Source organism: Streptomyces sp. URMC 126 (assembly GCF_051386555.1).
In the GTDB taxonomy this organism is placed as follows: Bacteria; Actinomycetota; Actinomycetes; order Streptomycetales; family Streptomycetaceae; genus Streptomyces.
On record NZ_JBPQTX010000028.1, the window covers coordinates 1 to 26615 of the forward strand.

At 72.4% G+C, this 26615-nt stretch carries 22 protein-coding genes; 13 read left to right on the forward strand and 9 right to left on the reverse strand.

Annotated features, from left to right (window positions below):
* Positions 1–79 precede the first annotated feature (79 nt).
* Entirely contained in the window at positions 80–1279 is a 1200-nt protein-coding gene (locus ACSNOK_RS05795) for a MarP family serine protease (protein ID WP_436779507.1), read from the forward strand.
* Positions 1280–1417: 138 nt separating this feature from the next.
* Here ACSNOK_RS05795 and ACSNOK_RS05800 read toward each other — a convergent pair whose 3' ends face one another.
* The 6 genes from ACSNOK_RS05800 to ACSNOK_RS05825 all read right to left on the reverse strand — a co-directional run bounded on the left by ACSNOK_RS05800 (position 1418) and on the right by ACSNOK_RS05825 (position 9331).
* Positions 1418–1639, reverse strand: a complete 222-nt coding sequence (locus tag ACSNOK_RS05800; RefSeq protein ID WP_436779480.1) for a hypothetical protein — start codon at positions 1637–1639, stop codon at positions 1418–1420.
* 174 nt (positions 1640–1813) lie between these two features.
* Positions 1814–2812 carry an alpha/beta fold hydrolase gene (locus tag ACSNOK_RS05805; RefSeq protein ID WP_436779481.1) on the reverse strand — a complete coding sequence of 333 codons (999 nt, stop codon included), beginning with the start codon at positions 2810–2812 and terminating at the stop codon, positions 1814–1816.
* The gene (locus ACSNOK_RS05810) at positions 2809–3267 is read right to left on the reverse strand and encodes a phage holin family protein (protein WP_436779482.1); all 459 of its coding nucleotides are present in this window, start codon (positions 3265–3267) and stop codon (positions 2809–2811) included. The genes ACSNOK_RS05805 and ACSNOK_RS05810 overlap by 4 nt, the downstream gene beginning before the upstream one ends.
* Positions 3268–3374: 107 nt before the next feature.
* On the reverse strand, positions 3375–4772 hold the full coding sequence (nhaA, locus tag ACSNOK_RS05815) for a Na+/H+ antiporter NhaA (RefSeq protein ID WP_436779483.1): 1398 nt from the start codon (positions 4770–4772) through the stop codon (positions 3375–3377).
* Between the two features lie 184 nt (positions 4773–4956).
* Positions 4957–6933 carry an acetate--CoA ligase gene (gene acs, locus ACSNOK_RS05820; RefSeq protein WP_436779484.1) on the reverse strand — a complete coding sequence of 659 codons (1977 nt, stop codon included), beginning with the start codon at positions 6931–6933 and terminating at the stop codon, positions 4957–4959.
* Positions 6934–7066: 133 nt separating this feature from the next.
* Positions 7067–9331: a SulP family inorganic anion transporter gene (locus ACSNOK_RS05825; protein WP_436779485.1), complete on the reverse strand. Its 2265-nt coding sequence runs from the start codon at positions 9329–9331 to the stop codon at positions 7067–7069.
* Positions 9332–9604: 273 nt separating this feature from the next.
* Between ACSNOK_RS05825 and ACSNOK_RS05830 the strand changes: the two genes are divergently transcribed.
* A complete protein-coding gene (locus ACSNOK_RS05830; RefSeq protein WP_436779486.1) occupies positions 9605–10984 on the forward strand; it encodes a hypothetical protein in 1380 nt (459 codons plus the stop codon).
* Here the strand turns inward: ACSNOK_RS05830 and ACSNOK_RS05835 are convergent.
* A complete protein-coding gene (locus ACSNOK_RS05835; RefSeq protein ID WP_436779487.1) occupies positions 10965–11957 on the reverse strand; it encodes an ATP-binding protein in 993 nt (330 codons plus the stop codon). The two genes, ACSNOK_RS05830 and ACSNOK_RS05835, sit on opposite strands and share 20 nt — an antisense overlap.
* 101 nt (positions 11958–12058) lie before the next feature.
* Here ACSNOK_RS05835 and ACSNOK_RS05840 point away from each other — a divergent pair, with 101 nt between their 5' ends.
* Positions 12059–12880: an oxidoreductase gene (locus ACSNOK_RS05840; RefSeq protein WP_436779488.1), complete on the forward strand. Its 822-nt coding sequence runs from the start codon at positions 12059–12061 to the stop codon at positions 12878–12880.
* Positions 12881–13235: 355 nt separating this feature from the next.
* On the opposite strand, the gene ACSNOK_RS05845 is transcribed toward ACSNOK_RS05840, so the two are convergent.
* Positions 13236–14087, reverse strand: coding sequence for an HAD family hydrolase (locus tag ACSNOK_RS05845; protein ID WP_436779489.1), 852 nt, complete (start codon positions 14085–14087; stop codon positions 13236–13238).
* A gap of 432 nt (positions 14088–14519) precedes the next feature.
* On the opposite strand from ACSNOK_RS05845, the gene ssd reads away from it, so the two are divergent.
* The 7 genes from ssd (at position 14520) to ACSNOK_RS05880 (ending at position 19670) form a co-directional block, all read left to right on the forward strand.
* Positions 14520–15653: a septum site-determining protein Ssd gene (ssd, locus tag ACSNOK_RS05850; protein WP_436779490.1), complete on the forward strand. Its 1134-nt coding sequence runs from the start codon at positions 14520–14522 to the stop codon at positions 15651–15653.
* The gene (locus ACSNOK_RS05855) at positions 15650–16849 is read left to right on the forward strand and encodes a TadA family conjugal transfer-associated ATPase (protein ID WP_436779491.1); all 1200 of its coding nucleotides are present in this window, start codon (positions 15650–15652) and stop codon (positions 16847–16849) included. The genes ssd and ACSNOK_RS05855 overlap by 4 nt, the downstream gene beginning before the upstream one ends.
* Positions 16846–17742, forward strand: coding sequence for a type II secretion system F family protein (locus ACSNOK_RS05860; protein WP_436779492.1), 897 nt, complete (start codon positions 16846–16848; stop codon positions 17740–17742). Before ACSNOK_RS05855 ends, ACSNOK_RS05860 begins: the two co-directional genes overlap by 4 nt.
* Positions 17739–18566, forward strand: a complete 828-nt coding sequence (locus ACSNOK_RS05865; RefSeq protein WP_436779493.1) for a type II secretion system F family protein — start codon at positions 17739–17741, stop codon at positions 18564–18566. The genes ACSNOK_RS05860 and ACSNOK_RS05865 overlap by 4 nt, the downstream gene beginning before the upstream one ends.
* Positions 18567–18690: 124 nt before the next feature.
* On the forward strand, positions 18691–18888 hold the full coding sequence (locus tag ACSNOK_RS05870; protein ID WP_436779494.1) for a DUF4244 domain-containing protein: 198 nt from the start codon (positions 18691–18693) through the stop codon (positions 18886–18888).
* Positions 18875–19219: a TadE family type IV pilus minor pilin gene (locus tag ACSNOK_RS05875; protein ID WP_436779495.1), complete on the forward strand. Its 345-nt coding sequence runs from the start codon at positions 18875–18877 to the stop codon at positions 19217–19219. Before ACSNOK_RS05870 ends, ACSNOK_RS05875 begins: the two co-directional genes overlap by 14 nt.
* Positions 19197–19670, forward strand: coding sequence for an Rv3654c family TadE-like protein (locus ACSNOK_RS05880; protein ID WP_436779496.1), 474 nt, complete (start codon positions 19197–19199; stop codon positions 19668–19670). Before ACSNOK_RS05875 ends, ACSNOK_RS05880 begins: the two co-directional genes overlap by 23 nt.
* 306 nt (positions 19671–19976) lie before the next feature.
* Here ACSNOK_RS05880 and ACSNOK_RS05885 read toward each other — a convergent pair whose 3' ends face one another.
* A complete protein-coding gene (locus tag ACSNOK_RS05885) occupies positions 19977–22565 on the reverse strand; it encodes a DEAD/DEAH box helicase (RefSeq protein WP_436779497.1) in 2589 nt (862 codons plus the stop codon).
* A gap of 54 nt (positions 22566–22619) precedes the next feature.
* Here ACSNOK_RS05885 and bldG point away from each other — a divergent pair, with 54 nt between their 5' ends.
* From bldG to ACSNOK_RS05900, 3 genes are all read left to right on the forward strand, one after another.
* The gene (gene bldG / locus ACSNOK_RS05890; RefSeq protein ID WP_004939779.1) at positions 22620–22961 is read left to right on the forward strand and encodes an anti-sigma factor antagonist BldG; all 342 of its coding nucleotides are present in this window, start codon (positions 22620–22622) and stop codon (positions 22959–22961) included.
* A gap of 113 nt (positions 22962–23074) precedes the next feature.
* A complete protein-coding gene (locus ACSNOK_RS05895; protein WP_436779498.1) occupies positions 23075–23521 on the forward strand; it encodes an ATP-binding protein in 447 nt (148 codons plus the stop codon).
* A 405-nt stretch (positions 23522–23926) separates the two neighbouring features.
* Positions 23927–26377, forward strand: coding sequence for a sodium-translocating pyrophosphatase (locus ACSNOK_RS05900; protein ID WP_436779499.1), 2451 nt, complete (start codon positions 23927–23929; stop codon positions 26375–26377).
* Positions 26378–26615 lie beyond the last annotated feature (238 nt).

Genomic DNA, 26615 nt, shown 5'->3' on the forward strand with positions numbered 1-26615 from the left:
GCACGGGCCGACGCCCGCCGCGCCCCCGCCCGCCCCACGGCTCGCCACCGACGACAACCGCAATGCGAGGCACCCTTCGGTGAACGTTCTGGACATCGCGCTGCTGCTGGCCGCCGCCTGGTTCGCGGTCATCGGCTATCGCCAGGGGTTCGTCGTCGGCGTGCTCTCGGTGATCGGGTTCCTCGGCGGCGGGCTGGCCGCCCTCTACGCGCTGCCGGTGATCTGGGACAGCGCGACCGGCGACCGCACCCCGGGCACCGTGGCGGCCGTCGCGGCGGTGGTCATCGTGATCGTCTGCGCTTCGGTGGGCCAGGCCGCCACCACTCACCTGGGGAACCGACTGCGCCGCCACATCACCTGGTCCCCGGCCCGCGCCCTCGACGCGACGGGCGGCGCGCTGGTCAATGTGGCGGCCATGCTGCTGGTCGCCTGGGTGATCGGCTCCGCCCTGGCGGGCACGTCGCTGCCGACGCTCGGCAAACAGGTCCGCACCTCGAAGGTGCTGCTCGGGGTGGCCCGCGTGGTGCCGGCGCAGGCCAACACCTGGTTCGCGGACTTCAGCACCGCCCTCGCCCAGAACGGTTTCCCGCAGGTCTTCGCCCCCTTCTCGACCGAGCCGATCACCTCGGTCCCGGCCCCCGACCCCGCGCTCTCGGGCAGCGCCGTCGCCGCCGAGGCACAGCGGAGCATCGTCAAGGTGGTCGGCAACGCGGCGGGCTGCGGCAAGGTGCTGGAAGGCAGCGGATTCGTCTTCGCGCCGCAGCGGGTGATGACCAACGCCCACGTCGTCGGAGGGGTGACCGACCCGACCGTGCAGGTCGGCGGCCGCGGCCGGCTCCTCGACGCCAAGGTGGTCCTCTACGACTGGAAGCGCGACATCGCCGTCCTCCGGGTCCCCGGGCTCCGCGCCCCCGAGTTGCGTTTCGCCCACGCGGAGGCGGAGAGCGGGACGAGCGCCATCGTCGCGGGCTTCCCGGAGAACGGCGCCTACGACGTCCGCTCCGCCCGTATCCGCAGCCGGGTGGACGCCAACGGTCCGGACATCTACCACCGCGGTTACGTCCGGCGTGACGTCTACTCGCTGTACGCGACCGTCCGACAGGGCAACTCCGGGGGGCCGCTGCTCACGCCGGACGGGCGGGTCTACGGTGTCGTCTTCGCCAAGTCGCTCGACGACGCGGAGACCGGCTACGCCCTGACGGCGGACGAGGTCCACGAGGACGCCGTCGAAGGCCGCACGGCCGTGGAGCGGGCGGACACCCAAGGGTGCGCGCTCTGACGGAGCGCCTCCGAGCGACCGCCCACGCGGGAGCGAGGCGGCGGTCCCGCGGCGCGGAGAGCCGTGAGAAAAGGGTGAAGGAAAAGGTGTGCGGCAAGGGCGGTGGGCCACCGGGCGGGCCGGGCCACCGCCCGGCGGTCAGCGCCCGCGGGGATGGCGTAGCCGCGCCGACACCCAGCGGGCGCGGCGCCGGATGATGCGCGGAATGCCGAGCTGGGGGTCGGAACCGTCCCCCGGCCTGAGGAAGCCGTCGTACGCTCCCTCCGCCCGCTCGGGTGCTTCGGTCACCACAGTCACCGCGGCGTCGTCATCGGCGCCGCGCTGCTGAGTCAGGTCGCGATGGTCGTGCGTCCAGCCCATACCGGGTCCTGTGCCCGGGGTCGAAGGTCGGTAATCGCCGACGCGGTGGGCAATTGGCCTATGCACGGGGCAATGACCGTTCGTCGGCCAACCGTTCGATCCTGTCGCTCCGGCGGCTTCCTGCCCGTCCGCCCGCGCCCGGCACTCGTCCCGCCCCTTCCCCTGCCGTCCCCGCTACCGGTCGGGCTCGGGGTCCTTCAGCCAGCCGATCAGCTCCGCCGAGAACGCCGCCGGGTCCTCCTCGTGCGGGAAGTGCCCCAGGCCCTCGAAGAGGCGCCAGCGGTACGGGGCCTCCACGTACTCGCCCGAACCCGCGGCGCTGCGGGTCCGCATCACCGGATCGAGCGATCCGTGGACGTGCAGCGTCGGGACGCGCACCGGCCGCTTCATCCGCCGGTTGAACTGGATGCCGTCCGGCCGCGCCAGCGACCGCACCATCCACCGGTACGGCTCGACGGAGCAGTGGGCCGTCGACGGGATCGTCATCGCGCGCCGGTAGACGTCGACCGCCTCGTCCTCCGGCTGCCGCGGCCCGGACCAGTCCCGGATCAGCCGGCCGACCAGCGTCGCGTCGTCGGCGACCAGCCGGCGCTCCGGGATCCAGGGGCGCTGGAAGCCCCAGACGTACGATCCGGCGGCGGTCTGCTGCGGGTCGGTGAGCATCGCCGACCGCCACCGCCTGGGGTGCGGCATCGACGACACCACCAGCCTCCGCACCAGCTTCGGCCGCATCACGGCCGCCGTCCACGCCAGATACCCGCCGAGGTCGTGGCCGACCAGGGCGGCGTCCGGTTCGCCGAGCGAGCGGACCACCCCGGTGATGTCCAGGGCGAGGTTGGCCGGATCGTAGCCCCGGGGTGTCCGGTCGCTGCCGCCCACGCCGCGCAGGTCCATCGCGACCGCCCGGAACCCGGCCTCCGCCAGGGCGGTCAGCTGGTCCCGCCACGTCCACCAGAACTGCGGAAAACCGTGCAACAGCAGCACCAGCGGCCCCTCGCCCATCTCGGCGATATGGAACCGCGCCCCGTTCGCCGCGACGTCCCGGTGCGTCCAGGGGCCGTCCGGCCGCACCACCGCCGTGGGCGACGCGGCGGAGACCGCCGGTGCGGCCGGGGCCGGAGCCTTGGCCGGTTCGGGAGACGCGGGCGCTGCGGAGGTATCGGGCACCGTCATACGGACGAGCGTGTCACAGATGCGTCCGCGGAGCGCGTGTCCGTCACAGGACGGGGGTGCGGCTTGACCGTGCTCAGGACGGCCGCCGTCTGCCGGGCCGACGCCATGGTCCGCTCCGGCTTGCTGATCTTCTTCAGCTTGGTGACCGCCAGCAGCCCCAGCAGACCCGCCAGCACCAGGAAGGCGCCGCCCGTGATCAGGAACGACCAGGCGAGGCCCAGCCCCAGGTTGTGGATGCCGTAGGCCGCGGCGAAGCTCAGCACCGGCAGCGAGAAGAGCGCCAGGGTCCCCGCCGCGGCGATCGCGCCACCGCCCACGCCGACCCGCTTGGCGTCCTCCCGCAGTTCCGCCTTGGCCAGCGCGATCTCGTCGTGCACCAGCGCGGACAGCTCCGCGGTGGCCGTCGCCACCAGCTGGCCGAGGCTGCGGTCGGCACCGTCGTCGGCTGCGCTCATCGCTGCTCCCTCATCGTCGTCGCTCCCTCGTCTGCGCGTCCTCGGTGGCCCGTAGCGGTCCGCCATGGGTGTTCCGCCCGTCTTCGGCGGTTGTGAGGACACTCAGATCATGCCGGACCATCGTCGCCGGTGGTGCGCCCGGAGGCGACTTCCGCCAGGCGGCGGTGTTCCGCGGCCTTCGCTTCGAGGATCGCGGCCATGCGCAGGTGGTACGCGGGGTCGTCCTGTTCGTAGATGTCCGGGATGCCGTCCTGGTCCTCGTCGCGGTCCTCCTCCGCGCACAGCTTCTTGTACTTGTTGTCGCGCAGCTTCAGCAGGATGCTCGCGAGGACCGCGGCGATCAGCGAGCCCACCAGGACCGCCGCCTTGATCTCGCCGCCCAGGACCGGATCGTCGCCGAAGGCCAGCTCACCGATGAGCAGGGAGACGGTGAAGCCGATGCCGGCGAGCGAGGCGACCGCGAGGACGTCCGGCCACCTCAGGTCCGGGTTGAGCTCGGCCCGTGTGAACCGGGCCGCCAGCCAGGTGCCGCCGAAGACCCCGATCGCCTTGCCGAGCACGAGACCGAGTACGACACCCAGCGTCTCCGGCCTGCGGAAGATGTCGGAGAGCGCACCACCGGACAGCGAGACACCCGCGGAGAACAGGGCGAAGAGCGGTACGGCGAGTCCGGCCGACAACGGACGTACGAGGTGCTCGATGTGCTCCCCCGGGGAGACCCGCTCGTCCTCATGCCGGTGACAGCGGAGCATCAGCCCCATGGCGACACCGGCGATCGTCGCGTGGACCCCGCTGTTGTACATCAGCGCCCAGTTGACGACGGCCAGCGGGACGTAGACGTACCAGCCGCGCACGCCCTTCCAGAGCAGCAGCCGGAAGACCGCGAGGCCGAGCACGGCGAAGCCGAGGGCGACGAAGTTCAGCCGCGAGGTGAAGAAGACGGCGATGATCAGGATCGCGAAGAGGTCGTCGACGACCGCGAGGGTGAGCAGGAAGGCGCGCAGCGCGGACGGCAGGGACGTACCGATGACGGCGAGGACGGCGAGCGCGAAGGCGATGTCCGTGGCGGTGGGGACGGCCCAGCCCTGGAGGGATCCGCCGCCGGTGGCGGCGACCGTGGTGTAGACGACGGCCGGGACGGCCATGCCGCAGAGCGCGGCGACCACCGGGAGGATGGCCGCCTTGGGGTCGCGGAGCTCCCCGGCCACCAGTTCGCGTTTGAGCTCGATGCCGGCCACGAAGAAGAACACGGCCAGCAGCCCGTCCGCGGCCCAGTGCTGGACGGACAGGTTCAGTCCGAGCGAGCCGGGCCCGAGGTGGAAGGTGCTTATGGACTCGTAACCGTCCTTGAGCGGGGTGTTCGCCCAGATCAGGGCGGCGACGGCGGCGGCGAGCAGCAGGACGCCGCCGACGGTCTCGGCGCGCAGCGCGTCCGCGAGGTGGTTCCGCTCGGGCAGCGGCAGTCGGCCGAGGAGCACGGAGCGGTTCTTCTTGGGCGCGGCCACGATGGAGACCTCCTGGGGTCGATCGACGGACACACGTGGGGCCACGTGTGCCGGTGCCGACCAGACTTCCCGGCGCGCCTGTGATTCTTGTCGAGATTTCTACGCGATGTGTCTTTACTTTAGCCCGAACAGGTGAAGGGCGCCCGGCGTGCACCGGGCGCCCTTCACCGTGGGTCCGCGGAGGTCAGTCCTCGCTGGGCGCCGCCGGGAGCTTGGCCTGGATGAGCTCCATGACCGAGGAATCGGTCAGCGTGGTCACGTCACCGAGGGTCCGGTTCTCCGCGACGTCGCGGAGCAGACGGCGCATGATCTTGCCGGAGCGGGTCTTGGGCAGCTCGGCCACCGGCAGGATCCGCTTGGGCTTGGCGATGGGGCCCAACTGCTTGCCCACGTGCGCCCGCAGCTCCTCGACCAGCGCGGCGCTCTCTTCCTCGCCGAGGTCGGCCTCGCCGCGCAGGATGACGAAGGCGCAGATCGCCTGGGTCGTCTGGGGGTCCGTCGCGCCGACGACCGCGGCCTCGGCGACCTTGGGGTGCGAGACGAGCGCCGACTCCACCTCGGTGGTGGAGATGTTGTGCCCGGACACCAGCATGACGTCGTCCACCCGGCCGAGCAGCCAGATGTCGCCGTCCTCGTCCTTCTTGGCGCCGTCGCCCGCGAAGTAACGGCCCTCGAAGCGGGACCAGTACGTGTCCAGGAAGCGCTGGTCGTCGCCCCAGATCGTGCGGAGCATGGAGGGCCACGGCTCGGTGAGGACGAGGTAGCCGCCGGAGCCGTTCGGCACCTCGTTGGCGTCGTCGTCCACCACGGTCGCCGCGATGCCGGGGAGCGGCACCTGGGCCGAGCCGGGCTTGGTCTCGGTGACGCCCGGCAGCGGGCTGATCATGATGCCGCCGGTCTCCGTCTGCCACCAGGTGTCGACGACGGGGGTGGTGCCGGCGCCGATGTGCTCCCGGTACCAGACCCACGCCTCGGGGTTGATGGGCTCGCCCACCGAGCCGAGCACGCGCAGGCTGCTGAGGTCGTACTTGGCCGGGATGTCGTCGCCCCACTTCATGGCGGCGCGGATCGCGGTCGGCGCGGTGTAGAGGATGGTGACGCCGTACTTCTGGACGATCTCCCACCAGCGGCCCCGGTGCGGGGTGTCCGGCGTGCCCTCGTACAGCACCTCCGTGGCGCCATTGCTGAGCGGGCCGTAGACGATGTACGAGTGGCCGGTCACCCAGCCGACGTCCGCGGTGCACCAGAAGACGTCCGACTCCGGCTTGAGGTCGAAGACCGCGTGGTGGGTGTACGAGACCTGGGTGAGGTAGCCGCCGGTGGTGTGCAGGATGCCCTTCGGCTTACCGGTGGTGCCCGAGGTGTACAGGATGAACAACGGGTGCTCGGCGTCGAACGCCTCGGGCGTGTGCTCGTCCGACTGGCGCTCGACGAGGTCGTGCCACCACACGTCGCGGCCCTCGGTCCAGGCGACGTCCTCCTGGCCGGTGCGGCGGACGACGAGGACGCTGCGGACGTTCTCCGTGCCCGGACGGGTCAGGGCCTCGTCGACGGCCGGCTTGAGCGGGGACGGCTTGCCGCGGCGGTAACCGCCGTCGGCGGTGATGACGACGCGCGCGTCCGCGTCCTCGATGCGGGTGGCGAGGGCGTCGGCCGAGAAGCCGCCGAAGACGAGCGAGTGCGGGGCTCCGATGCGGGCGCAGGCGAGCATCGAGACGACGGCCTCGGGGATCATCGGCAGGTAGATGGCGACGCGGTCACCGGCCCGGACGCCCAGCTCGGTCAGGGCGTTGGCGGCCTTGGAGACCTCGCGCTGGAGCTCGGCGTAGGTGATCGAGCGGGTGTCGCCCGGCTCGCCCTCGAAGTGCAGGGCCACCCGGTCGCCGAGGCCGTTCTCCACGTGGCGGTCCACGCAGTTGTACGCCACGTTGAGCTTGCCGTCGGCGAACCACTTGGCGAACGGGGGGTTCGACCAGTCCAGGGTCTCGGTCGGCTCGGTGTGCCAGGACAGGCGGCGTGCCTGCGCGGCCCAGAAGCCCAGCCGGTCGGCCCGCGCCCGCTCGTAGGCCTCCGCGGTGACGTTGGCCTGTGCGGCCAGGCCGGCAGGCGGTGCGAAGCGGCGCTCCTCCTTCAGAAGGTTGGCCAGGCTTTCGTTGCTCACGACATCTCCCTTTCCCAGGGGGCTCGTTGCGTCCCGGGCATAGCTCACCAGCCCCGGGCACGCCCTGACAAGGGGTGTCGGCGATTGAATGGTTTAGACCTGTATCGGGAGGGTGGCCGGCGGTCGTGCGAGGTCAGACGGCATCGAGCACCTCCGGCCCGAGCACTTCCGGCCGGACGGCCGCGAAGGTACGGGACCGCTGGTCCAGGACGTACGCCTGGGCCTCGCCCACGTGGAAGTACATGCCCTGGAGGTGGAGGGTGCCCTCCGCCTCCCGCCGGGCGACACAGGAATGCGCCCGCAGGTGGTCGAGCTGCTGCATGACGTTGACGAGGGCGAGCCGCTCGACGTCGTCCGCCACCGGCCGGTCGGCGAGCGCCACTTCCCCGCGCCCGAGCCGTCCGATGCGCTGCATCCGCGCCAGGCTGGGCCGGCCGTGCCGCAACCAGCGGACGAGCGGGGTCTCCGGACCCGCGACCGCCTTGGGGCCGCGCGCCGGCCCCGGGCGGGACGACGCGAGGGGCGGCTCGGCCTCCAGCAGCGCCTGCATCGCCCCGCAGCCGGAGTGTCCGCAGACGGTGATGCTCCCGACCTTCAGTACCTCGACGGCGTACTCCACCGCCGCGGCCACCGAGTCGCACGAGGAGTCGCCGTCCGGCGGGGGCATGAGGTTGCCGACGTTCCGGACGGTGAACAGGTCCCCGGGCCCGCTGGACGTGATCATGCTGGTCACCAGGCGTGAGTCGGCGCAGGTCAGAAAGAGCTGGCTGGGGCTCTGACCTTCCCGGGCGAGCCGTGCCAACTCGTCGCGGACCAGCGGCGCGGTGTCCCGCTGGAACGCGCTGACCCCACCGATCAACTGCCGCCCGCCGGGGCCGCCGACAGGGAGGGAAACCGGCCGGGTGAAGTGGTGATGACGCCAGGACGTCCACGGCCGGCCGACGGTGGACGCGACACCGGGCTCGGGCGCGGGCTCGGACGGCCGTCCGGCGGCTCGTCCGGGTGCCAGCCGGGGCTGTGCCTCCGGTCGCTCGTCACACTCCGGCCGCTCTGGGAACCGCTTGTCGAGCCGCTCGTCGAGCCGCTCTTCGCGCTCCGACCGATCCGCGAGCCCCGGCCGTCCGTCCGGGAGCCCCTCCTCCGCCGTGCCGCCCGCCCGGGACCTTCGCCACACCGCCATGACGGCCGGTACCGCGGCCCCGGCCGCCAGCCCCGGCACCACGCCGAACAGCGCGACCGCCGCGAGCGTGACCAGGTAGGCGGGCCCGGCCGCGCGGCCGCGGGGCCGGTGGACATGGGCGTGCCGGGCCAGCCGTACCCCGGCCGCCATGACCAGCGCCGAGAGCGCGACCAGCGGGATCCGTTCCAAAGCGGTCGCGAAGAGCAGAGCGCCGAGCGGCACCCAGAGCCCGTACAACACCAGGGAGGTCCGGGAGCCCGCCCGCCGCTTCCCGTCCCCCGGGGCGCCGGCCCGGAGCGCGCCGCCGACCACCGGCAGCCCTCCCAGCAGGCCGGAAACCGTGGTGGCCGCTCCATGGCAGATCAGCTCCCGGCTCGGCCGCTCCGGCGGCCGGCCGTCGCCCGCCGGAACCAGCGTCTCCATGCCCGCCACGAGCGCCACGCCGAGCACCGCCGAGGCCACCGCGAGAACGGGACCGGACGGCAGCGCGGGCAGGGCGTGCGTCTCCCACCCGGTCAGGTCGACTCGCGGCAGCCGCAGCCCCGCGCTCGCGGCGGTGACCACGGCCACCGCCGCGAGCGGGGCCGGAACGGCTCCCGCCCAGCGGCCGGCCCGGCCCGGCAGTCTCCGCCAGATGAGCAGGACACCGATGGTGAGGCCGCCGACCAAGGCCTCCGTGAGTCCCGGGCGCGTCAACTCCGCGGGAAACGCCGTCAGGTTCCCCAAGCCGTCCGCCTCGGTGCCCTCCGCGCCCAGGACGCGCCGCAACTGCCCCGCCGCCACCACCAGCCCCAGCCCGGCCAGCGCTCCGTGCGCGATCCCGGACGCGGCCACCGATGCCACCCGGGCCGGCCGCGCGGCGCCCAGGGCGAGCTGGACCAGCCCGGCCAGCACGGTGATCGCACAGGTGGCCCGCCAGCCGTAGCGCTGGGTCAGCTCCGCCGTGACCGCCACCAGCGCGACGGCCGGGCCCCCGGCCCGGAAGGGCGCCCGTCCCAGACCGCCCACGACCAGACCTGCGACCGCCGCCGCGACCAGCCCCGCCCCCGGCGGCGCGCCCGCCGCCAAGGCGAGCCCGAGGCAGAGCGGGGCGGCGGCCAGGGCCATGGCCAGGGAGCGCACCAGATCCCGCTGCCATGCCGCGCGGCGTGGCCGATCGGCGTGGCCGTCGTCGGGCCGCTGGTCGGCCCGGGGCGGATCGCTCGGCTGAACGTGCATGTCGGTCCCGTCTTGTCATCGGCGGCCGGCGGGAGCGCTCGGCCGAGAGCAACGCAATGGCAACTCTCGGTAAATGAATCGTAATGCTGAGTAAAGAGCCAGGGAAGGGGCAGACAGGAGTCAAGCGGGAGCTTCCTCCCATCAGGTGAATATGCACTTTTATTTGCTTGTCATACTTTTTAATTCCCTTCGCGCGTGCGAGGTTGACGGCGACTCAGGGCGTTCGAACGCCCCCGAGGGACCGGCCGAGCGGGTCGAAAGGTGAGGTGCCTGATGGCGGCTGCATGGAGATACACACTGGGCGCGCTCGCCGCGCTGTCGCTGGCGACGGGAACCGCGGCCTGCTCGGGCACCGGCCCCCCGGAGGCGGCCGGCCCTCAGGCGGCCCCGGGTCCCAACACCGTCGAGCGGCCGGTCCGCCTCCTCGGCGACGGCTCCACCGCCGACACCGGGCCTCAGCCCCGGCAGCCGAAACCCCGGCGGATGGCGCCCGGTGAGAAGCCGCCGCAGTTCGTCGTCTTCTCCTGGGACGGCGCGGGTGAGGACGGTCAGCGCCTCTTCTCGCACTTCCGCAAGGTGGGCAAGAAGTACAACGCGACGATGACGTACTTCCTCAGCGGCGTCTACATGCTCCCCGAGAGCAAGCGCACCCTCTATGAACCGCCCCAACACGCCGCCGGCGCCTCGGACATCGGCTTCAACGACGTGCGGGGCGTGCGTGACACCGTGGAGCAGCTCCGGGGCGCCTGGCTGGACGGCAGCGAGATCGGTACCCACTTCAACGGCCACTTCTGCGGCCGGGACCGGGGCGTGGGCACGTGGTCGCCGGCGGAGTGGAAGAGCGAGATCCGGCAGGCCGTGTCGTTCGTCCGTAACTGGAAGACCAACGCCGGACTGAAGAACGAGCCCCCGCTGCCCTTCGACTACGGCAAGGAACTGGTCGGCGGACGTGCCCCCTGCCTGGAGGGGCAGCGCAATCTCGTCACCGCGGCGCGGTCGTTGGGCTTCCGCTACGACGCCAGCTCGGCCGGCGGCCGGCAGGTCTGGCCGTCGAAGATCGGCGGATTGTGGGACTTCCCGCTCCAGGATGTGCCCGTACCCGGCCGGGGCTTCGAAACCCTGTCGATGGACTACAACTTCCTGGCGAACCAGTCGGGTACCACCAAGGGCGACCCCTCACGGCGCGAGGCCTGGGGGCGCCAGATGCGCGACGGGTTGCTGGCCGGTTTCGACCGGGCGTACCACGGCAACCGGGCTCCCTTGTTCATCGGCGACCACTTCGAATCCTGGAACGGCGGCATCTATATGAAGGCCGTCGAGAGCGTCATCGCCCGCGTCTGCACCAAGGAAGGCGTGCGCTGCGTCTCCTTCAAGCAACTGGCCGACTGGCTGGACGCGCAGGATCCCGATGTGCTGGCGAAACTCCGTCGGTTGGAGGTCGGCGAGGCGCCGAGGGGCGGCTGGGCCCACCTCGGCGACGCGCGGTCGACCGCACCGCGTCAGCCCGCCCCGCACCTGCCCTCGTGGCACGCGCCGTCCTCCCAGGAGCCCTCGACGCACGAGCCGTACGAGAGCTCCCAGGGTGACGACGACGAGGAGGACGACAAGCCGAAGCGGATCAGGCCGGTCCTGGTCAGGCCGGCTGCGGAGTAGCCGTCATCCGCTCCCCGAGGACGAAGGCGGGGTCGACCTGGGCCGCCAGGTCGGCACCCGTCTTCGCGTTGCCCCAGCTCTCGGCGTTCCTGAGGTGGAAGTGCACCATCTGACGGGTGTAGCGCTGCCAGTCCCGCCGCTCGTACGCCGCGTCAGCCGCCTCGTGAAGAGTGCCCAGCGCCTGGTGGTTGGCCCCTTCGAGCAGCTCGAAGAGGGGCGGTCGGCCCTTTTCCATGGCCCGTACCCAGTCGGAGTGGCCGAAGGTGGTCAGCAGGTCGTCCCCGACCTCCTCGCGGAGGAAGTCCAGGTCGTCCTGGCCCTGCACCTTGTTACCCACCACCTTCAGGCAGACCCCGAAGTCCCGGGCGTACTCCTTGTACTGGCGGTAGACCGACACCCCCTTGCGGGTGGGCTCCGCCACCAGGAACGTCACGTCGAAGCGGGTGAACATCCCCGAGGCGAACGAGTCGCTGCCCGCCGTCATGTCCACCACGACGTACTCGCCCGGCCCGTCGACCAGGTGGTTGAGACACAGCTCCACGGCTCCCACCTTGGAGTGGTAGCAGGCGACACCCAGGTCCGACTCGGTGAACGGGCCGGTCGCCATGAGCCGTACGGACGCCCCGTCGTCGAGCGCGACCGGCCGCGCGCAGGCCGCGTAGACCGGGTTGTCCTCGTCGACGCGGAGCAGCCGGGAACCCTCACCGGGAGGCGTGGTCTTGATCATGGTGTCGGCGGAGCCGATGCGCGGGTTGGTGCCGCGCAGATAGTCCTTGATCAGCGGAAGGTGCGCACCCATCGCGGGCAGGGCGGCCGCCTCCGCCTCGTCCAGCCCGAGCGCCGCCCCCAAGTGCTGGTTGATGTCGGCGTCCACGGCGATGACCGGGACCCGGTGGGCGGCGAGCCGGCGGATGAACAACGAGGACAGCGTGGTCTTGCCGCTGCCGCCCTTGCCTACGAATGCGATCTTCATGCTCACCAAGAGTAGGTGCGGGGGTGCGTGGAGTGAGAGCGGTGAGTGAAGAAGACCACTCCTTCGGGGGGTGTAAGGCGGAAGTGCGTAGTGTCGGACCCATGAGTACGACTGCCGATCCCCTGGCCTCTCTGGGCTCCCTCCCGGGTGTCGCCGAATCCGTGGAGTCCGTGCGCAAGGCGGTGGACCGCGCGTACGGCCACCGGGTGATGCGCCGACGCAGCAACGAGGTGACGTCCGAGGCCGCCCTCCGGGGTGCTCGCGGGTCGGCCGCGCTCTCCGGCGCCGACTGGGCGCTCGAGGAGGTGCGCCGCCGCACCGACTTCGGGGGCGAGGGGGAGCCGCGCACGGTGGGGGCCGCCCTGCGCCTGACCGCCGAGGCGGGACAGCTCCTGAGCGTGTGGCGGCAGTCCCCGCTGCGCGTCCTGGCCCGGCTGCACCTGGTGGCCGCGGGTGGCGCGCAGCCCGACGACGCGGTGGGGCGGCCGCGGCTGCGGGGGGAGTCCGTCGACGAGCCGCTCCTCGACCTGCCGCTGCCCGACGCGGACGAGGTGTCGGGCCGCCTGGAGGGGTTGGCCGGCCTGCTGATCGCGGGAACGGAGGCGCCCGCCCTGGTGACGGCGGCCGTGGTGCACGGTGAGCTGCTGGCCCTGCGGCCGTTCGGTTCGTGCAACGGCCTGGTGGCGCGGGCGGCGGAACGCATCGTGCTGATCGGCAGCGGGCTCGATCCCAAGTCGATCTGCCCGGCGGAGGTCGGCCACGCGGAGCTGGGGCGCGAGGCTTATGTGAGCGCTCTGGCGGGCTATGTCTCCGGTACGCCCGACGGGGTGGCGGGCTGGATCGCCCACTGCGGCCGGGCGGCCGAGCTGGGAGTGCGGGAGACGACGGCCGTGTGCGAGGCCCTGCAGCGCGGCGCCGCCTGAGCCGCGGACGCCGCTCGCCCCTCGGGGGCTCGGCCCGTCCGGGCCGGCCGGCTGCGAACAGGAATGCGGCGGTACCGGTCCTGCTTTGGTACCGCCGCTGGCATGTCCGCCCGGTTACCAGTGCGTGCACGAAATGCGTCCATCAGGCGGGGGTACTTTGCTCCGCCTGGTGCGACAGGCCCGTATTCGACGGGTCGGCGTCGCGTGGGTGCCCGGCGTTCATGCTTTCGGTCCGTGGGCCGTGTTGCGTGATGGGCATCCTCCCGGATGTCCCTGGTCTCGCGGGCCGTTGACTCCTTTTTACTCCGCCCGCCGCTCAAGCGGAAGGCGGGGGCGCACTTCTTTACTTTTACCTTCAAAGACGGGCATTACGGATGCTCGGCACAGGCGGGCGACGGCGGCCGGCCAGCCAGCACAGACCGGCGGCCGTCACGGCGGCGCCGAGCGCGGCCGCCGCGATCAGGGCGGGGCGGGACGGCATGCGCAGAGCGGCTACCCGCTGCTTGAGCCGGACGGGCCGGTCGAAAGTGAGCACCGGCCATCCCCGTGCCGCGGCCTCGCGACGCAGGGCACGGTCGGGGTTGACGGCGTGCGGGTGGCCGACGGCTTCCAGCATGGGCAGGTCGGTCGCCGAGTCGCTGTACGCGTAGCAGCCCGCGAGGTCGTACCCCTCCGACGCGGCGAGCTCCCGTACGGCTTCGGCTTTCGTGGGGCCGTACGCGTAGTACTCCACTTCGCCGGTGAAGACGCCGTCCTCGACGACCATCCGGGTGGCGACGACGCGGTCCGCGCCGAGCAGCCGGCCGATGGGCTCGACGACCTCGGCTCCCGAGGTGCTGACGATCACCACGTCCCGCCCGGCGGCATGGTGTTCCTCGATGAGTGAGGCGGCTTCGTCGTAAATGATCGGGTCGATGAGCCGGTGGAGGGTCTCGGCGACGATCTCGCGGACTTGGTGGACATTCCAGCCGCGGCAGAGCTCGGACAGGTACTTCCTCATCCGTTCCATCTGCTCGTGGTCGGCCCCGCCCAAGAGGAAGACGAACTGGATGTATGCCGTGCGCAGCGCGGCGCGTCGGTTGATCAAACCGCCTTGGTAGAAGGACTTGCCGAAGGTGAGCGTGCTCGACTTGGCAATGACCGTCTTGTCCAGATCAAAGAAGGCGGCCGTTCGGCGAGAGGAGTGGTTTTCCACGTCGCCGAGCATAGGGGCCCTCCATTCGGCGTAAGCTGAGGCGTGTGGGTTTGCCTGAGAAGCCTCTCGGGTACACCATGGAAGTCACGGATCGTTCGCGACCGTGTCTAACCCGGTCCGACTCCTCCCCCCCCGAGTCGGCCGTGGGGACGACCCCCGCTCTCCCCCCCGGCGGGGGTCGTCGCATGTCCGGACGCGTTTCGTGTGTCATCCCGGGCCTCCCTCATCCCCTGTGGGCGCCGCGCGGCGCCTGTTCCCCCTCCAGGCTGCTCGTAACTGTGCGTAATCGCCATGCTGCGTGGAGAAGTCACCGGTATAGGTGAGCGGGATATCCACAACCGGTGAGTTATCCACAGCTTTTCACCAAGATCCACACCATTTTCCGCGCTACCGCACGGTGATTCCCCACGAGTTCCGCGATGACCGCGGATGCGAGAGCGCGCCATGGGGCGTGCTGGAGAAGGGGGAGGGGCCGTGACCGGACCCAAGACATCCGATTGGCGGCGGGCCACCGCCGTGCCGGGCGGGCCTTTGATTGCCACCGAGGACGAGGACTTGCTCGACGATCTGCTGCGTTTGTGCGCGGCCGCGGGGGCGCTGCCGGAGGTGAGTCACGGGACGCCCGCCCGTCGCGGCGCCTGGGACCGGGCGCCCCTGGTGCTCGTCGGCGGCGACTGCGCCGACCGGCTGTCGGGCCTCCCGCACCGGGAGGACGTGGTGCTCGTCGGCCGGGAGCCCGCCGATCCGGACCTCTGGCGGCGGGCCGTCCTCGTCGGCGCCCGGAACGTCGTACTGCTTCCCGACGAGGAGGGCTGGCTCGTCGACCGGATCGCCGACTCGGTGGAGGCCGCGGGCCGGCCGGCGCTCACCGTCGGCGTGATCGGCGGCAGGGGCGGCGCCGGAGCCAGCACGCTCGCGTGCGCCCTGGCCATCGGGGCGGCCCGGACCGGCAGACGGACGATGCTGGTCGACGCGGATCCCTTCGGCGGCGGCCTCGACGTCCTGCTGGGGGCCGAACGGGTCGACGGGCTGAGATGGCCCGCCTTCGCGGGGTCCCGGGGCCGGATGGCGGGCCGGGCCCTGGAGGAGGTACTGCCCGAACCGCACGGCCTGCGCCTGCTGAGCTGGGACCGCGGAGACCGTGAGGTACCGCCCGAGGCCGTGCGCGCCGTCCTCGCGGCCGCTCGCAGGCGCGGAGGTGTGGTGGTCGTGGACCTCCCGCGTGGCACCGACGGCTCCGCGGTGGAGGTCCTCCGGCAACTGGACCTGGGCCTGCTGGTGGTCCCCTCCGAGCTGCGCGCCGTCGGCGCCGCCCACCGCGTCGCGTCGGCCATCCACCTGATGATGGGCGATCTCCGGCTGGTCGTGCGAGGTCCGTGCGGGCCGGGGCTCGACGGCGAGGAGATCGCACAGCTCTTGGGCCTTCCCCTCGCGGGCGAGGTGCCCCAGGAGCCCGGGCTCGCCCAAGCGCTGATCGCCGGCCGCCCTCCGGGCGGAGTCGAGCAGGGGCCGTTGGCCGCCTTCTGCGCGGAGTTCTGGGCCCGCGCCCTGCCCGAAGGATCGGAGGCGTCGGCGTGAACACCGCCCTGCTGGACGCCGTACGGCTGCGACTGGCAGGCGCGGGGGCCGACCCCACGCCCGCACGGGTCGCAGAAGCCCTGCGCGAGGAGGGCCGCCTCCTGGGCGACACGGAAGTGCTGAACATCGTCTCCCGGCTGCGCTCCGAACTCGTCGGCGCCGGACCGTTGGAGCCGCTCCTCGCCGAGCCGGACGTCACCGACGTCCTCGTCACCGCCCCCGACCGCGTCTGGGTGGACCGCGGCGCCGGGCTGCGGTTGGCCGACGTCTCCTTCCCCGACGCCACGGCCGTCCGACGGCTCGCACAGCGCCTCGCGGCCGTCGCCGGCCGACGGCTCGACGACGCCCGCCCCTGGGTGGACGCGCGACTGCCCGACGGTACGCGCCTGCACGCCGTCCTGCCCCCGGTGGCCGTCGGATCGACCTGCCTCTCCCTGCGCGTCGTCCGCCCCCGGGCCTTCACGCTGGACGAACTGGCCGCGGCCGGCACGCTCCCGCCCAGCGGCCAGTGGCTCCTCCGGGCGGTGCTGGACGCCCGCCTCTCCTTCCTGATCAGTGGCGGCACGGGTTCGGGAAAGACCACCCTGCTCTCCAGCCTGCTGGGCCTCGTCGCCCCGGACGAGCGGATCGTCCTCGCCGAGGACTCCGCCGAACTCCGCCCGGACCACCCGCACGTGGTACGGCTGGAGAGCCGCCCCGCCAACCAGGAAGGCACCGGGCGGGTGACCTTGCGCGATCTGGTCCGGCAGGCGCTCCGCATGCGGCCTGACCGCCTCGTCGTCGGCGAAGTGCGGGGCCCGGAAGTCACCGACCTGCTGGCGGCGCTGAACACGGGCCACGAAGGCGGATGCGGCACCGTTCACGCCAATGCCGCCGCTGACGTGCCGGCCCGCCTGGAGGCTCTCGGGTCCACGGCCGGGCTGGACCGGGTGGCCCTGCACAGCCAGTTGGCGGCGGCGCTGTCGGTGGTCATCCATCTGACGCGAGGCCGCGACGGTCGCCGCAGAGTCGCCGAGGTGCACGTTCTGGACCGGGATCCGGCCGGATTCGTGACGACCGTACCGGCCGCCCTATGGGGGCCTGGTGGCTTCGAACGCGGCGCGGGATGGGCGCGGTTGATGGCGTTGTGCGGGCGCGGTGGGTCTGTCCCCGGACACCCCGGTGCCCGGCCCGATACGAACGGAGCCTTGTCATGACGGCGCCGGGCGCGGTGACGCAGCCGGCGTTCGTAGCCGCCCTGCTCCTCGGTGCCGCCCTGATGGCGCGAGCTCTGGCGCGGCGCGGACAGGAAGTCCGGCGCGTCAGGGTCGTTCTCGCCGGTACCGGCCATCCGGGGCCCTGGGACTGCGCCCTGCCGGCACGGATCCGCGCGGGAATCGGCCGACTGGTGGAAGCGGCGCGACACAGGAGGGAGTTGCTGTGCCTCCCCGTGGGATGTCTGGTCGGCCTGTGGGGCGACTCCCCCCTTCCCCCGCTCGCGGCGGTGGCGGCGGTGCCGCTGGTGAGACGCCGGCTGCGCGCCCGGGCCCGCCGACGCGCCCGCGAGCGGCGGACCGAGGCCGTGATCGAGTTGTGCGGGTCCGTCGCGGGCGAGCTGCGGGCCGGGCGGCAGCCCGGTGAGGCGGTGCGGGCCTTCGATGGCGAGGCCCTGGGGCCGGCTTGGGCCGCTGTGTCGGCGGCCGCGCGCTTCGGCGGTGACGTCCCCGCCGCGCTGCGGGAGGCGGGCCGGCAGGAAGGCGCGGAAGGACTGGCGGGAGTGGCCGCCTGCTGGCAGGCCGCGGTCGATGGTGGCGCGGGGCTCGCGTCTGGGCTCGAACGGGTCGGGCAAGCCCTGTCCGTCGAGCGCGACCAGCGGGAGGAGCTGGCGGCGCAACTGGCCGGGACCAGGTCCACCGCCGTGATGCTCGCCCTGCTGCCCGCCGTCGCTCTGGCCATGGGAGCTGCCCTGGGCGCCGATCCCTTGCGGGTGCTGTTGCACACGCCGGCCGGCCTCGGCTGCCTCGCACTCGGCGGGGCCCTGGAAGGCGCGGGCCTGGCCTGGACACGACGCATCGTGCGGGCGGCGGCCGGAGGAGGGGAAGGTCCGTGACCGACGCGAGCGGAGAGGGGATCCGGTCACTCGGCCCGGCCACAGCGCTGGCCGTCGTCCTGGTGATCGCCGCGGCCGGCGCGGTGGCGGCGTTACGGAAGGCCCACCGGCGGAGTGCTGCCCGACGGCGTACGGCCGGGGTCCTGCAAGCGGGCTCAGAGCGCCACGGCACGCGAGGACTCGACCGGTTCCGGCAGTGGTCAAGGAGCCCGACGGTCACCGGAAGGGCGCTGCCGACGGTCGTGGCGGGGGTCTTGGGGCTCATGCTGGTCGACGGCCCGGGAGGCTGGGTCCTCGGCCCGGCCGCCGCCGGCGGCATGTGGTGGTGGCGGGGGAAGGCGGCACGGGCCGCCGCGGCGCGCACGGACCTCCCGGCGGACGAGGTGCTGCGGCACCTACCGCTGGCGGCCGACCTGCTGGCGGCGTGCCTTGCGGCCGGTGCGGGGCCGGGGGAAGCGGCCGAAGCGGTCGGCGGCTCTCTCGGTGGACCGGTCGGTGACCGGCTGGCCCGCTGCGCCGCCGAAGTGCGCATGGGCGGGGATCCGGTGGCCGCCTGGGGGCGGCTCGGTGAGTTGCCGGGCGCCCGGACGCTGGCCCTCTGCCTGGAACGGGCGCAGGCGACCGGGGTGCCGGCAGTGGACACCATGGCGCGGCTCGCCGGCCGGCTGCGGGCCGAGCAGGGGCGTACGGCGGCGGCCAGGGCGAGACGGGCAGGGGTGTTGGCCACGGCGCCTCTGGGTCTGTGCTTCCTCCCGGCCTTCCTCGCGGTCGGGGTCGTACCGATGGTGATCGGGCTGGCGAGCGGGTTGTTGACCGGCCGGTGACCGCACCGCGCGGCGAACGAGTGGGCGGCACCGGTGGGTGGGCGAACGAGCCGGTGATGAAGCCGGCACACGAAATCGTCCGGGCGAAGGGCCCGGAGAGGAAAACACGAACGAAGGGGTGGAGATGGACATGCGGTGGTGGACGCTGATCCGGTGCCGGACGAGGTCGGAGGGCGAATCCGGTATGACGACGGCCGAGTACGCGGTGGGCACGCTCGCGGCCTGTGCGCTGGCGGCGGTGCTCTACAAGGTGGTCACCAGCGGTGCCGTGAGCGCGGCGCTGCAGGCCCTGATCGAGAAGGGGCTTCATGCGGCGTTCTGACGACGGTCAGGTCACCGCCGAGGCCGCGATGGTGCTGCCGGCGCTGGTGCTGGTCGGGACGGCCCTCATCTGGGGCCTGACGGCAGCCGCGGCGCAGCTCCAATGCGTGGACGCCGCGCGGGCCGGGGCCCGCGCGGCGGCCCGGTCCGACCCGGGGCCCTCGGTGGTCGCCGCCGCTCGGTCGGCGGCGCCCACCGGCGCCCGGATCGAGCTGACCAGGGAAGGGGATCTGGTGAGAGTGCGGGTGGAGGCCCGGGCGGCCGGCCCGGGACCGCTCGCCGTCCGGCTCGGCGGAGAGGCGGTGGCCCTTGCGGAGGAGACAGTGCGCTGACCGGCCGTGGACCGGCCGGGAAACCGGCGGAGACGGGGGCTCCGCCACGGTCTGGACTGCGGTAGCCGTCGCGGCGCTGTGCGCGGTGTTCCTGGCTCTGCTGGCCATGAGCCAGGCGGTACTGGCCCGGCACCGCGCCGGCGGCGCGGCGGACCTGGCGGCCTTGGCCGCCGCCGACCACGCCTTGCGAGGCCAGGAGACGGCCTGTGGCTTCGCACGACGCGTCGCCGAGGCGCAGCGGGCGGCCGTGGTGGGCTGCGTCGTGTCGGGCGAGACAGCCGAGGTGGCGGCCGAGGCGGGAGTGGGTCCCTACACCGTCAGGGTGCGCTCTCGGGCGGGTCCCGCCACGTCGGCGGAAGGCGAAGCCGGTACCGGAGCCCGAGCGGGACCAGGGGGCCGAGCGGACGCGGGAGCGGCCTCGCACGCGGGAGCGGGGGAGAGGAGGCCGTGAGGGCGGGGCTTGGTGATCGCCATCGGCACGTCGTTTCGGGCCGGTGGCGCGGGGTCGGTGAGTCCGTTTTCGGGGCGGATGGTTGCGGGGCTGTCGGCGGCCGGACGCGGGCGGGCTCCGTCCCGGCGGCTTCCGAACCTATCGCCGGGATACCGCTGGGATCGGCAGAAGGCGGACCGCCCACAACTCCCTGGGTTCCGGGGCGCACAGCCTGGTTCATGTGCCGGGCGGGGCAGTCGTCCGGTGCCCCGCGCCCCCGGTGGACGAACAGGACGCCGTCCGGGCGGGCTCGCCGCGAACGGTCTGTCACGGCTTGTCGTCCGTCTCGGGCGGAATGTCGGAGGTAGGGGCGTCAGGTGTCGTCGTGGTGGGGCGGCGGTTCGCTGCTGAACTGTTCGGCGCTTGACTCGCTGTGGGGGCTTCCGTCATCGGTTCGCCTGTCATCGAGTCGTCCGTCGGCTTCGGGGCGTCGGTCAGCAGACGGGTGAGGAGGCGGATCGCGGCTCGTTTGTCGAGGGGGTCGTTGCCGTTGCCGCACTTGGGGGACTGGATGCAGGAGGGACAGCCGGTGTCGCATTCGCAGGAGGCGATGGCCTCGCGGGTGGCGGTGAGCCAGCGGGCGGCCGTGTGGAAAGCGCGCTCCGCGAAGCCGGCGCCGCCCGGGTGGCCGTCGTAGACGAAGACGGTGGGGAGGAGCGTGTCGGGGTGGAGGGGGACGGAGACGCCCCCGATGTCCCAGCGGTCGCAGGTGGCGAAGAGCGGCAGCATGCCGATGGACGCGTGCTCCGCGGCGTGCAGGGCCCCGCCGAGGGCCTCCTGGGGGATGCGGGCGTCGTCGAGCTGGTCCTCGGTGACGGTCCACCACACGGCGCGGGTGCGCAGGGTGCGCGGCGGCAGGTCCAGTTTGGACTCGCCGAGGATCTCGTTGGTGATGAGCCGGCGACGGAGGAAGGAGACGACCTGGTTGGTGACCTCGACCGAGCCGAAGCAGAGACGTGCGTCCCCCCAGGGGATCTCCCTGGCGGTCTCCAGGATGGAGATGGTGGTGGTGTCGCGCGCGGTCGTGGAGTAGGGCGGGTCGGCCTCTTCGACCAAGGCGACGGAGTCGTCCAGGTCGAGGTGCCGGACGAGGTAGCTGCGGCCCTGGTGGAGGTGGACGGCGCCCTCGTGGACGGTGGTGTGGGCGGCGGACGCGTCCACGGTGCCGAGCAGCCGCCCGGTGCCCTCCTCGACGATCCGGACGGGCTGCCCGTCCTCGCCGCGGATCCCGGTGAGGTCGGCGGCGCGTTCGCGGCGGGTCCAGTGCCAGGCGGCGCCGCGGCGGCGCAGCAGCTTGCGGAGTTCCAGCCGGGCGAGCAGGCTCCGCGTCTCCGGGCCGAAGAGTGACAGGTCGGCCTCGGTGAGCGGCAGTTCCTCGGCCGCCGCGCACAGGTGCGGCGTCAGGACGTAGGGGTTGTCCGGGTCGAGGACGGTGGCTTCCACGGGCTGCCGGAACAGGGCGTCCGGGTGGTGCACGAGGTAGGTGTCCAGCGGGTCGTCGCGGGCGACGAGGACGGCGAGGGCGCCCTGGCCCCGGCGGCCCGCGCGGCCGGCCTGCTGCCACAGCGAGGCGCGGGTGCCGGGGTAGCCGGAGAGCACGACGGCGTCGAGCCCGGCCACGTCCACGCCCAGCTCCAAGGCGGTGGTGGCGGCCAGGCCGAGCAGTTCGCCGGTGTGGAGGGCGCGCTCGATGGCGCGGCGCTCCTCGGGCAGGTAGCCGCCGCGGTAGGCGGCGACACGGGAAGGGAGGGAGCGGTCCACGGCCGCCAGGCGTTCCTGGGCTATGAGGGCGATCAGCTCGGCGCCACGCCGGGAGCGGACGAAGGCGACGGTGCGTACGCCCTGCACGGCGAGGTCGGTGAGCAGGTCGGCGGTCTCGGCGGTGGCGGTGCGGCGGACGGGCGCGCCCCGCTCGCCGTGGAGTTCGGTGAGGGGCGGCTCCCAGAGGGCGAAGACCAGTTCGCCGCGCGGGGAGGCGTCGTCGGTGATCTCCACCACGGGCACCCCGGTGAGGCGGGTCGCCGCGGCGGCGGGCTCCGAGGCGGTGGCGGAGGCGAGCAGGAAGACGGGGTCGGAGCCGTACCGGGCGCAGAGCCGGCGCAGCCGGCGCAGTACCTGGGCGACGTGGGAGCCGAAGACGCCGCGGTAGGTGTGGCACTCGTCGATGACGACGTAGCGCAGGGCGCGCAGGAAGGAGGCCCATCGCGGGTGCGAGGGCAGGATCGAACGGTGGAGCATGTCGGGATTGGTGAGCGCGTAGTTGGCGTACTGCCGCACCCATTCGCGTTCCTCGAACGGCGTGTCCCCGTCGTAGACGGCGGGGCGGACGGCCTTGCCGAGGGGCGCGGCGAGCTCCTGCACGGCCCGTCGCTGGTCGGCGGCGAGCGCCTTGGTGGGGGCCAGGTACAGCGCGGTGGTACCGCGGCCGTTGGGGGCCTCGGAGCCGTCCAGCAGGGTGCTCAGCACAGGCGCGAGGTACGCGAGGGACTTGCCCGAGGCGGTGCCGGTGGCCACCACGGCCGATTCGCCGCGCAGCGCGTGCTCGGCCATGAGCGCCTGGTGTGCCCACGGCCGCGCGATACCGGCGGCCCGGATGGCGTCGGTCACTTCCGGCCGGATCTTCTCGGGCCAGGGGGCATGACGTCCGGGACGAGGGGGCAAGTGCTCCGTATGAGTGATGCGTGCAGCCCGGCCTGCCCCGGTGGCGAGTCGGTCGAGGACCGCCCGGGGAGCGGGATGTACGCCCGCCTCCGGCGGGAGTTGATCGTGGGCCATCGACATCGAGTGTGTCACTGGCGTGACGGACAATGGCGTCAAGGCGTCGTGCGCGCCTGCCGGTAAGTGATTGAATGCCATCGCGGCTGCCGATCCATGGGGGGCGACCGCTCGATGCAAGGTGCTGGAGGATCCGTGGACCTGTCCCTGTCGACCCGGACCGTTGGCGACCGTACGGTTGTCGAGGTGGGTGGCGAGATTGATGTGTACACCGCGCCCAAGCTGCGTGAGCAGCTGGTCGAGCTTGTCAACGACGGCAGCTACCACCTCGTCGTGGACATGGAGCGGGTCGACTTCCTCGACTCGACCGGTCTCGGCGTGCTGGTCGGCGGCCTGAAGCGGGTGCGGGCGCACGAGGGCTCGCTGCGCCTGGTCTGCAACCAAGAGCGCATTCTCAAGATTTTCCGTATCACCGGTCTGACCAAGGTGTTCCCGATCCACACCTCGGTCGACGACGCGGTGCAGGCGACCGACTGACGGTCGCCGGAGACTGGTACGCGGGGGCGCCGGGCAGGCCGCTCGGTCCCTCCGTGATGTCGCCCTGCCCCGGAGGCGAGGGGGAGGGCACGTGTACGACTGAGGGGGATGGGATGGCCACCGTCGAACTGCTCTTCAGTGCCCTTCCCGAGCACGTCCGCACCGCCCGCCTGGTGGCGGCGGCGGTGGCGCGTCGGGCGGGTGTCGACGAGGCCGTGCTGGACGAGGTGCGGCTCGCCGTGGGCGAGGCGTGCTCGCGCGCCGTCGGGCTGCACAGGAACGGCGGCATCACCTCCCCGGTCCGCGTCCGGCTCACGGAGGACGAGAAGAAGTTCTCCATCGAGGTGGGCGACGACGCGCCGCATCCGGTCGTCACCGAGGTCGTGGTCGGCGGCACCACGGTGACGACGACCGCCGAGCACGACGACGCGGAGGGCGAGGACGACATGGGTCTCGCCGTCATCAGCGGCTTGGTCGACGACGTCGAGGTGTCCGCCGACGAGAACGGCGGCGTCATCCGTATGAGCTGGCCGACGACCCCCGCGGCCGTTCTGCCGTAGCTTCCGTAGCCCCGCGTCCGTCGTTCGGCCTAGAGGCGGACTGCCGGATCCGCCGTAGCCGCGGCTGATGGCGGAATTCGCTTGTCTACCCGCGCTTTTCTGTCGCGTTTTCCCGGCCACCGGGACGCGGTTTTCGCGGGCCCGGTAAGGAAGGGCTCCCGGGCCGGAAACGGGTGGAAGGTATTTCCGGATCTTCTCCCGGTCTTCACCGCGTGGCCCGTCGAGTGTACGGATCATCCACGGATTCTCCACTGGGGAAGTCTCGTTCCGTTTGCGGCACCCTGTTTTGATCTCGTCATGCTCCCTACAATCCGTCCATCTTGAGCTCAGGACGCCTGAGCGTGGTGGCCGTCCCGTGTGAACGGTCCGGCCGCGCGCCCATGTGCCAAACGTCAAGGAGGACGAATGGCGGGGCCCTTCACCCCTGAACAGGTGGTCTTCACTCAGAATCTCGCCGTCGAGCTCACCGACGGCAACCGCGCCCTCGTGATCGTCATCGCGGCCGTTGCCCTCGCGGCTCTCGTCGTGGCCGTGGTGTTGGTACGGCAGGTACTGGCGGCCGGCGAAGGTACCGAGAACATGAAGAGAATCGCCGCGGCTGTACAGGAAGGCGCGAATGCCTACCTGGCCCGGCAGTTGCGGACGCTCGGCGCGTTCGCCGTGGTCGTGTTCTTCCTCCTCATGCTCCTTCCGGCCGACAACTGGTCGCAGCGCCTCGGGCGTTCGGCATTTTTTCTGGTCGGTGCGCTCTTTTCCGCGGCCACCGGCTATATCGGCATGTGGCTCGCGGTGCGCAGTAATGTGCGCGTGGCCGCGGCGGCGCGTGAGGCGGCGCTTTCCACCGCCTCTCCTGCCGCCTCGGCTTCGACTCCCGCCTCCCCTGGTTCTCCCGTAGGGCCGGAGCCGGCGAATGCCGCGGGCGTGGACGCCACGACCGCCTCTCACCAGGCCATGAAGATCGCGTTCCGTACCGGCGGCGTGGTCGGCATGTTCACCGTCGGCCTCGGTCTGCTGGGCGCCTCCTGCGTGGTGCTGGTCTACGCGGCCGACGCGCCCAAGGTGCTGGAGGGCTTCGGCTTCGGGGCGGCGCTGCTCGCCATGTTCATGCGGGTCGGCGGCGGCATCTTCACCAAGGCCGCCGACGTGGGCGCCGACCTGGTCGGCAAGGTGGAGCAGGGGATCCCCGAAGACGATCCGCGTAACGCCGCCACCATCGCCGACAACGTGGGCGACAACGTCGGCGACTGCGCGGGCATGGCGGCCGACCTGTTCGAGTCGTACGCCGTGACCCTGGTCGCCGCCCTGATCCTCGGCAAGGCGGCGTTCGGCGACTCCGGGCTGGCCTTCCCCCTCCTCGTCCCCGCGATCGGCGTGGTCACGGCCATGATCGGCATCTTCGCGGTGGCGCCCCGCCGCTCCGACCGGAGCGGGATGACGGCCATCAACAGGGGTTTCTTCATCTCGGCCGTCATCTCCCTCGCGCTCGTCGCGGTGGCCGTGTACACCTACCTGCCGTCCAGCTACGCGGACCTGGACGGCCTCGGCGACCCCTCCATCAGCGGCCACAGCGGCGACCCCCGCGTGCTGGCGCTGGTCGCGGTCGCCATCGGCATCGTCCTGGCGGCCCTCATCCAGCAGCTCACCGGCTACTTCACGGAGACCGGCAGGCGGCCGGTGCGCGACATCGGCAAGACCTCGCTCACCGGCCCCGCGACCGTCGTCCTCGCGGGCATCTCGGTGGGGCTGGAGTCGGCCGTCTACTCCGCCGTGCTGATCGCCCTCGGCGTCTACGGGGCCTTCCTGCTGGGCGGTACGTCCATCATGCTCGCGCTGTTCGCCGTCGCCCTCGCCGGCACCGGCCTGCTGACCACGGTGGGCGTCATCGTCGCGATGGACACCTTCGGCCCGGTCTCCGACAACGCCCAGGGCATCGCCGAGATGTCCGGGGACGTCGAGGGCGCCGGGGCGCAGGTGCTGACCGAGCTCGACGCGGTGGGCAACACCACCAAGGCGATCACCAAGGGCATCGCCATCGCCACGGCCGTCCTGGCCGCGTCCGCGCTCTTCGGCTCGTATCGGGACGCGATCGGGACGGCGGTCCAGGACGTGGGGGCCAAGGGCACCGAGATGAACCTCAGCCTGGACATCTCGCAGCCGAACAACCTGGTGGGCCTGATCCTCGGGGCGGCCGTCGTCTTCCTGTTCTCCGGTCTCGCCATCAACGCCGTATCGCGGTCAGCGGGTTCGGTGGTGTACGAGGTGCGGCGGCAGTTCCGTGAGCACCCCGGGATCATGGATTACACGGAGAAGCCGGAGTACGGCCGCGTGGTCGACATCTGCACCAAGGACGCGCTGCGCGAACTGGCCACTCCGGGGCTCCTCGCCGTCATGGCGCCCATCGCGGTGGGCTTCGCCCTGGGCGTCGGCGCGCTCGGCTCGTACCTGGCGGGCGCGATCGGCGCGGGCACGCTGATGGCCGTGTTCCTGGCCAACTCGGGTGGCGCCTGGGACAACGCCAAGAAACTGGTGGAGGACGGCCACCACGGCGGAAAGGGCGGCGAGGCACACGCGGCCACGGTCATCGGCGACACGGTCGGCGACCCGTTCAAGGACACCGCCGGGCCGGCCATCAACCCGCTGCTCAAGGTGATGAACCTGGTGGCGCTGCTCATCGCGCCGGCGGTGGTGAAGTTCTCGTACGGCGCCGACGCCAGCAGGCCGTTGCGCATCGGTGTGGCGGTGCTGGCCACGCTGGTGATCGTCACCGCCGTGTACGTGTCGAAGCGGCGGAGCGTCACCCCCGACGGGGGCACCGACCGTTCGGCCCAGCCGACCGATCCGGCGGTGGTGTCCTGACGGCGGCGCCTGGCGAGCGCGGGCGGGACGGAGAGCGGCTCCCGGACGGTGCGTCACCGGCCGTCCCGGTCGCGCGCCGTCCCGCCCACGCGTGGCGGCGGACGAACGGTCGCCGCGCCCGGGCGGGCGTGTCCCGGCGCGGCGAACGCCACATCGAGATTGCCGTAAATGGCGAGGTAGGAGGTCATATGGGATGCTCGGCTCGCGGGCCGTGCCGGTGGGACGTGTAAGTTCCGGG

What these genes read in the sequence shown, in the direction of transcription:
- ACSNOK_RS05800 (WP_436779480.1), bottom strand. Translation starts at nt 1,639, where the DNA reads ATGGGCTGGACGCACGACCATCGCGACCTGACTCAGCAGCGCGGCGCC.
- ACSNOK_RS05805 (WP_436779481.1), bottom strand. Translation starts at nt 2,812, where the DNA reads ATGACGGTGCCCGATACCTCCGCAGCGCCCGCGTCTCCCGAACCGGCC.
- ACSNOK_RS05810 (WP_436779482.1), bottom strand. Translation starts at nt 3,267, where the DNA reads ATGAGCGCAGCCGACGACGGTGCCGACCGCAGCCTCGGCCAGCTGGTG.
- ACSNOK_RS05825 (WP_436779485.1), bottom strand. Translation starts at nt 9,331, where the DNA reads ATGCACGTTCAGCCGAGCGATCCGCCCCGGGCCGACCAGCGGCCCGAC.
- ACSNOK_RS05830 (WP_436779486.1), top strand. Translation starts at nt 9,605, where the DNA reads ATGGCGGCTGCATGGAGATACACACTGGGCGCGCTCGCCGCGCTGTCG.
- ACSNOK_RS05835 (WP_436779487.1), bottom strand. Translation starts at nt 11,957, where the DNA reads ATGAAGATCGCATTCGTAGGCAAGGGCGGCAGCGGCAAGACCACGCTG.
- ACSNOK_RS05840 (WP_436779488.1), top strand. Translation starts at nt 12,059, where the DNA reads ATGAGTACGACTGCCGATCCCCTGGCCTCTCTGGGCTCCCTCCCGGGT.
- ACSNOK_RS05845 (WP_436779489.1), bottom strand. Translation starts at nt 14,087, where the DNA reads ATGCTCGGCGACGTGGAAAACCACTCCTCTCGCCGAACGGCCGCCTTC.
- ssd (WP_436779490.1), top strand. Translation starts at nt 14,520, where the DNA reads ATGGGGCGTGCTGGAGAAGGGGGAGGGGCCGTGACCGGACCCAAGACA.
- ACSNOK_RS05860 (WP_436779492.1), top strand. Translation starts at nt 16,846, where the DNA reads ATGACGGCGCCGGGCGCGGTGACGCAGCCGGCGTTCGTAGCCGCCCTG.
- ACSNOK_RS05870 (WP_436779494.1), top strand. Translation starts at nt 18,691, where the DNA reads ATGGACATGCGGTGGTGGACGCTGATCCGGTGCCGGACGAGGTCGGAG.
- ACSNOK_RS05875 (WP_436779495.1), top strand. Translation starts at nt 18,875, where the DNA reads ATGCGGCGTTCTGACGACGGTCAGGTCACCGCCGAGGCCGCGATGGTG.
- ACSNOK_RS05885 (WP_436779497.1), bottom strand. Translation starts at nt 22,565, where the DNA reads ATGGCATTCAATCACTTACCGGCAGGCGCGCACGACGCCTTGACGCCA.
- ACSNOK_RS05895 (WP_436779498.1), top strand. Translation starts at nt 23,075, where the DNA reads ATGGCCACCGTCGAACTGCTCTTCAGTGCCCTTCCCGAGCACGTCCGC.
- ACSNOK_RS05900 (WP_436779499.1), top strand. Translation starts at nt 23,927, where the DNA reads ATGGCGGGGCCCTTCACCCCTGAACAGGTGGTCTTCACTCAGAATCTC.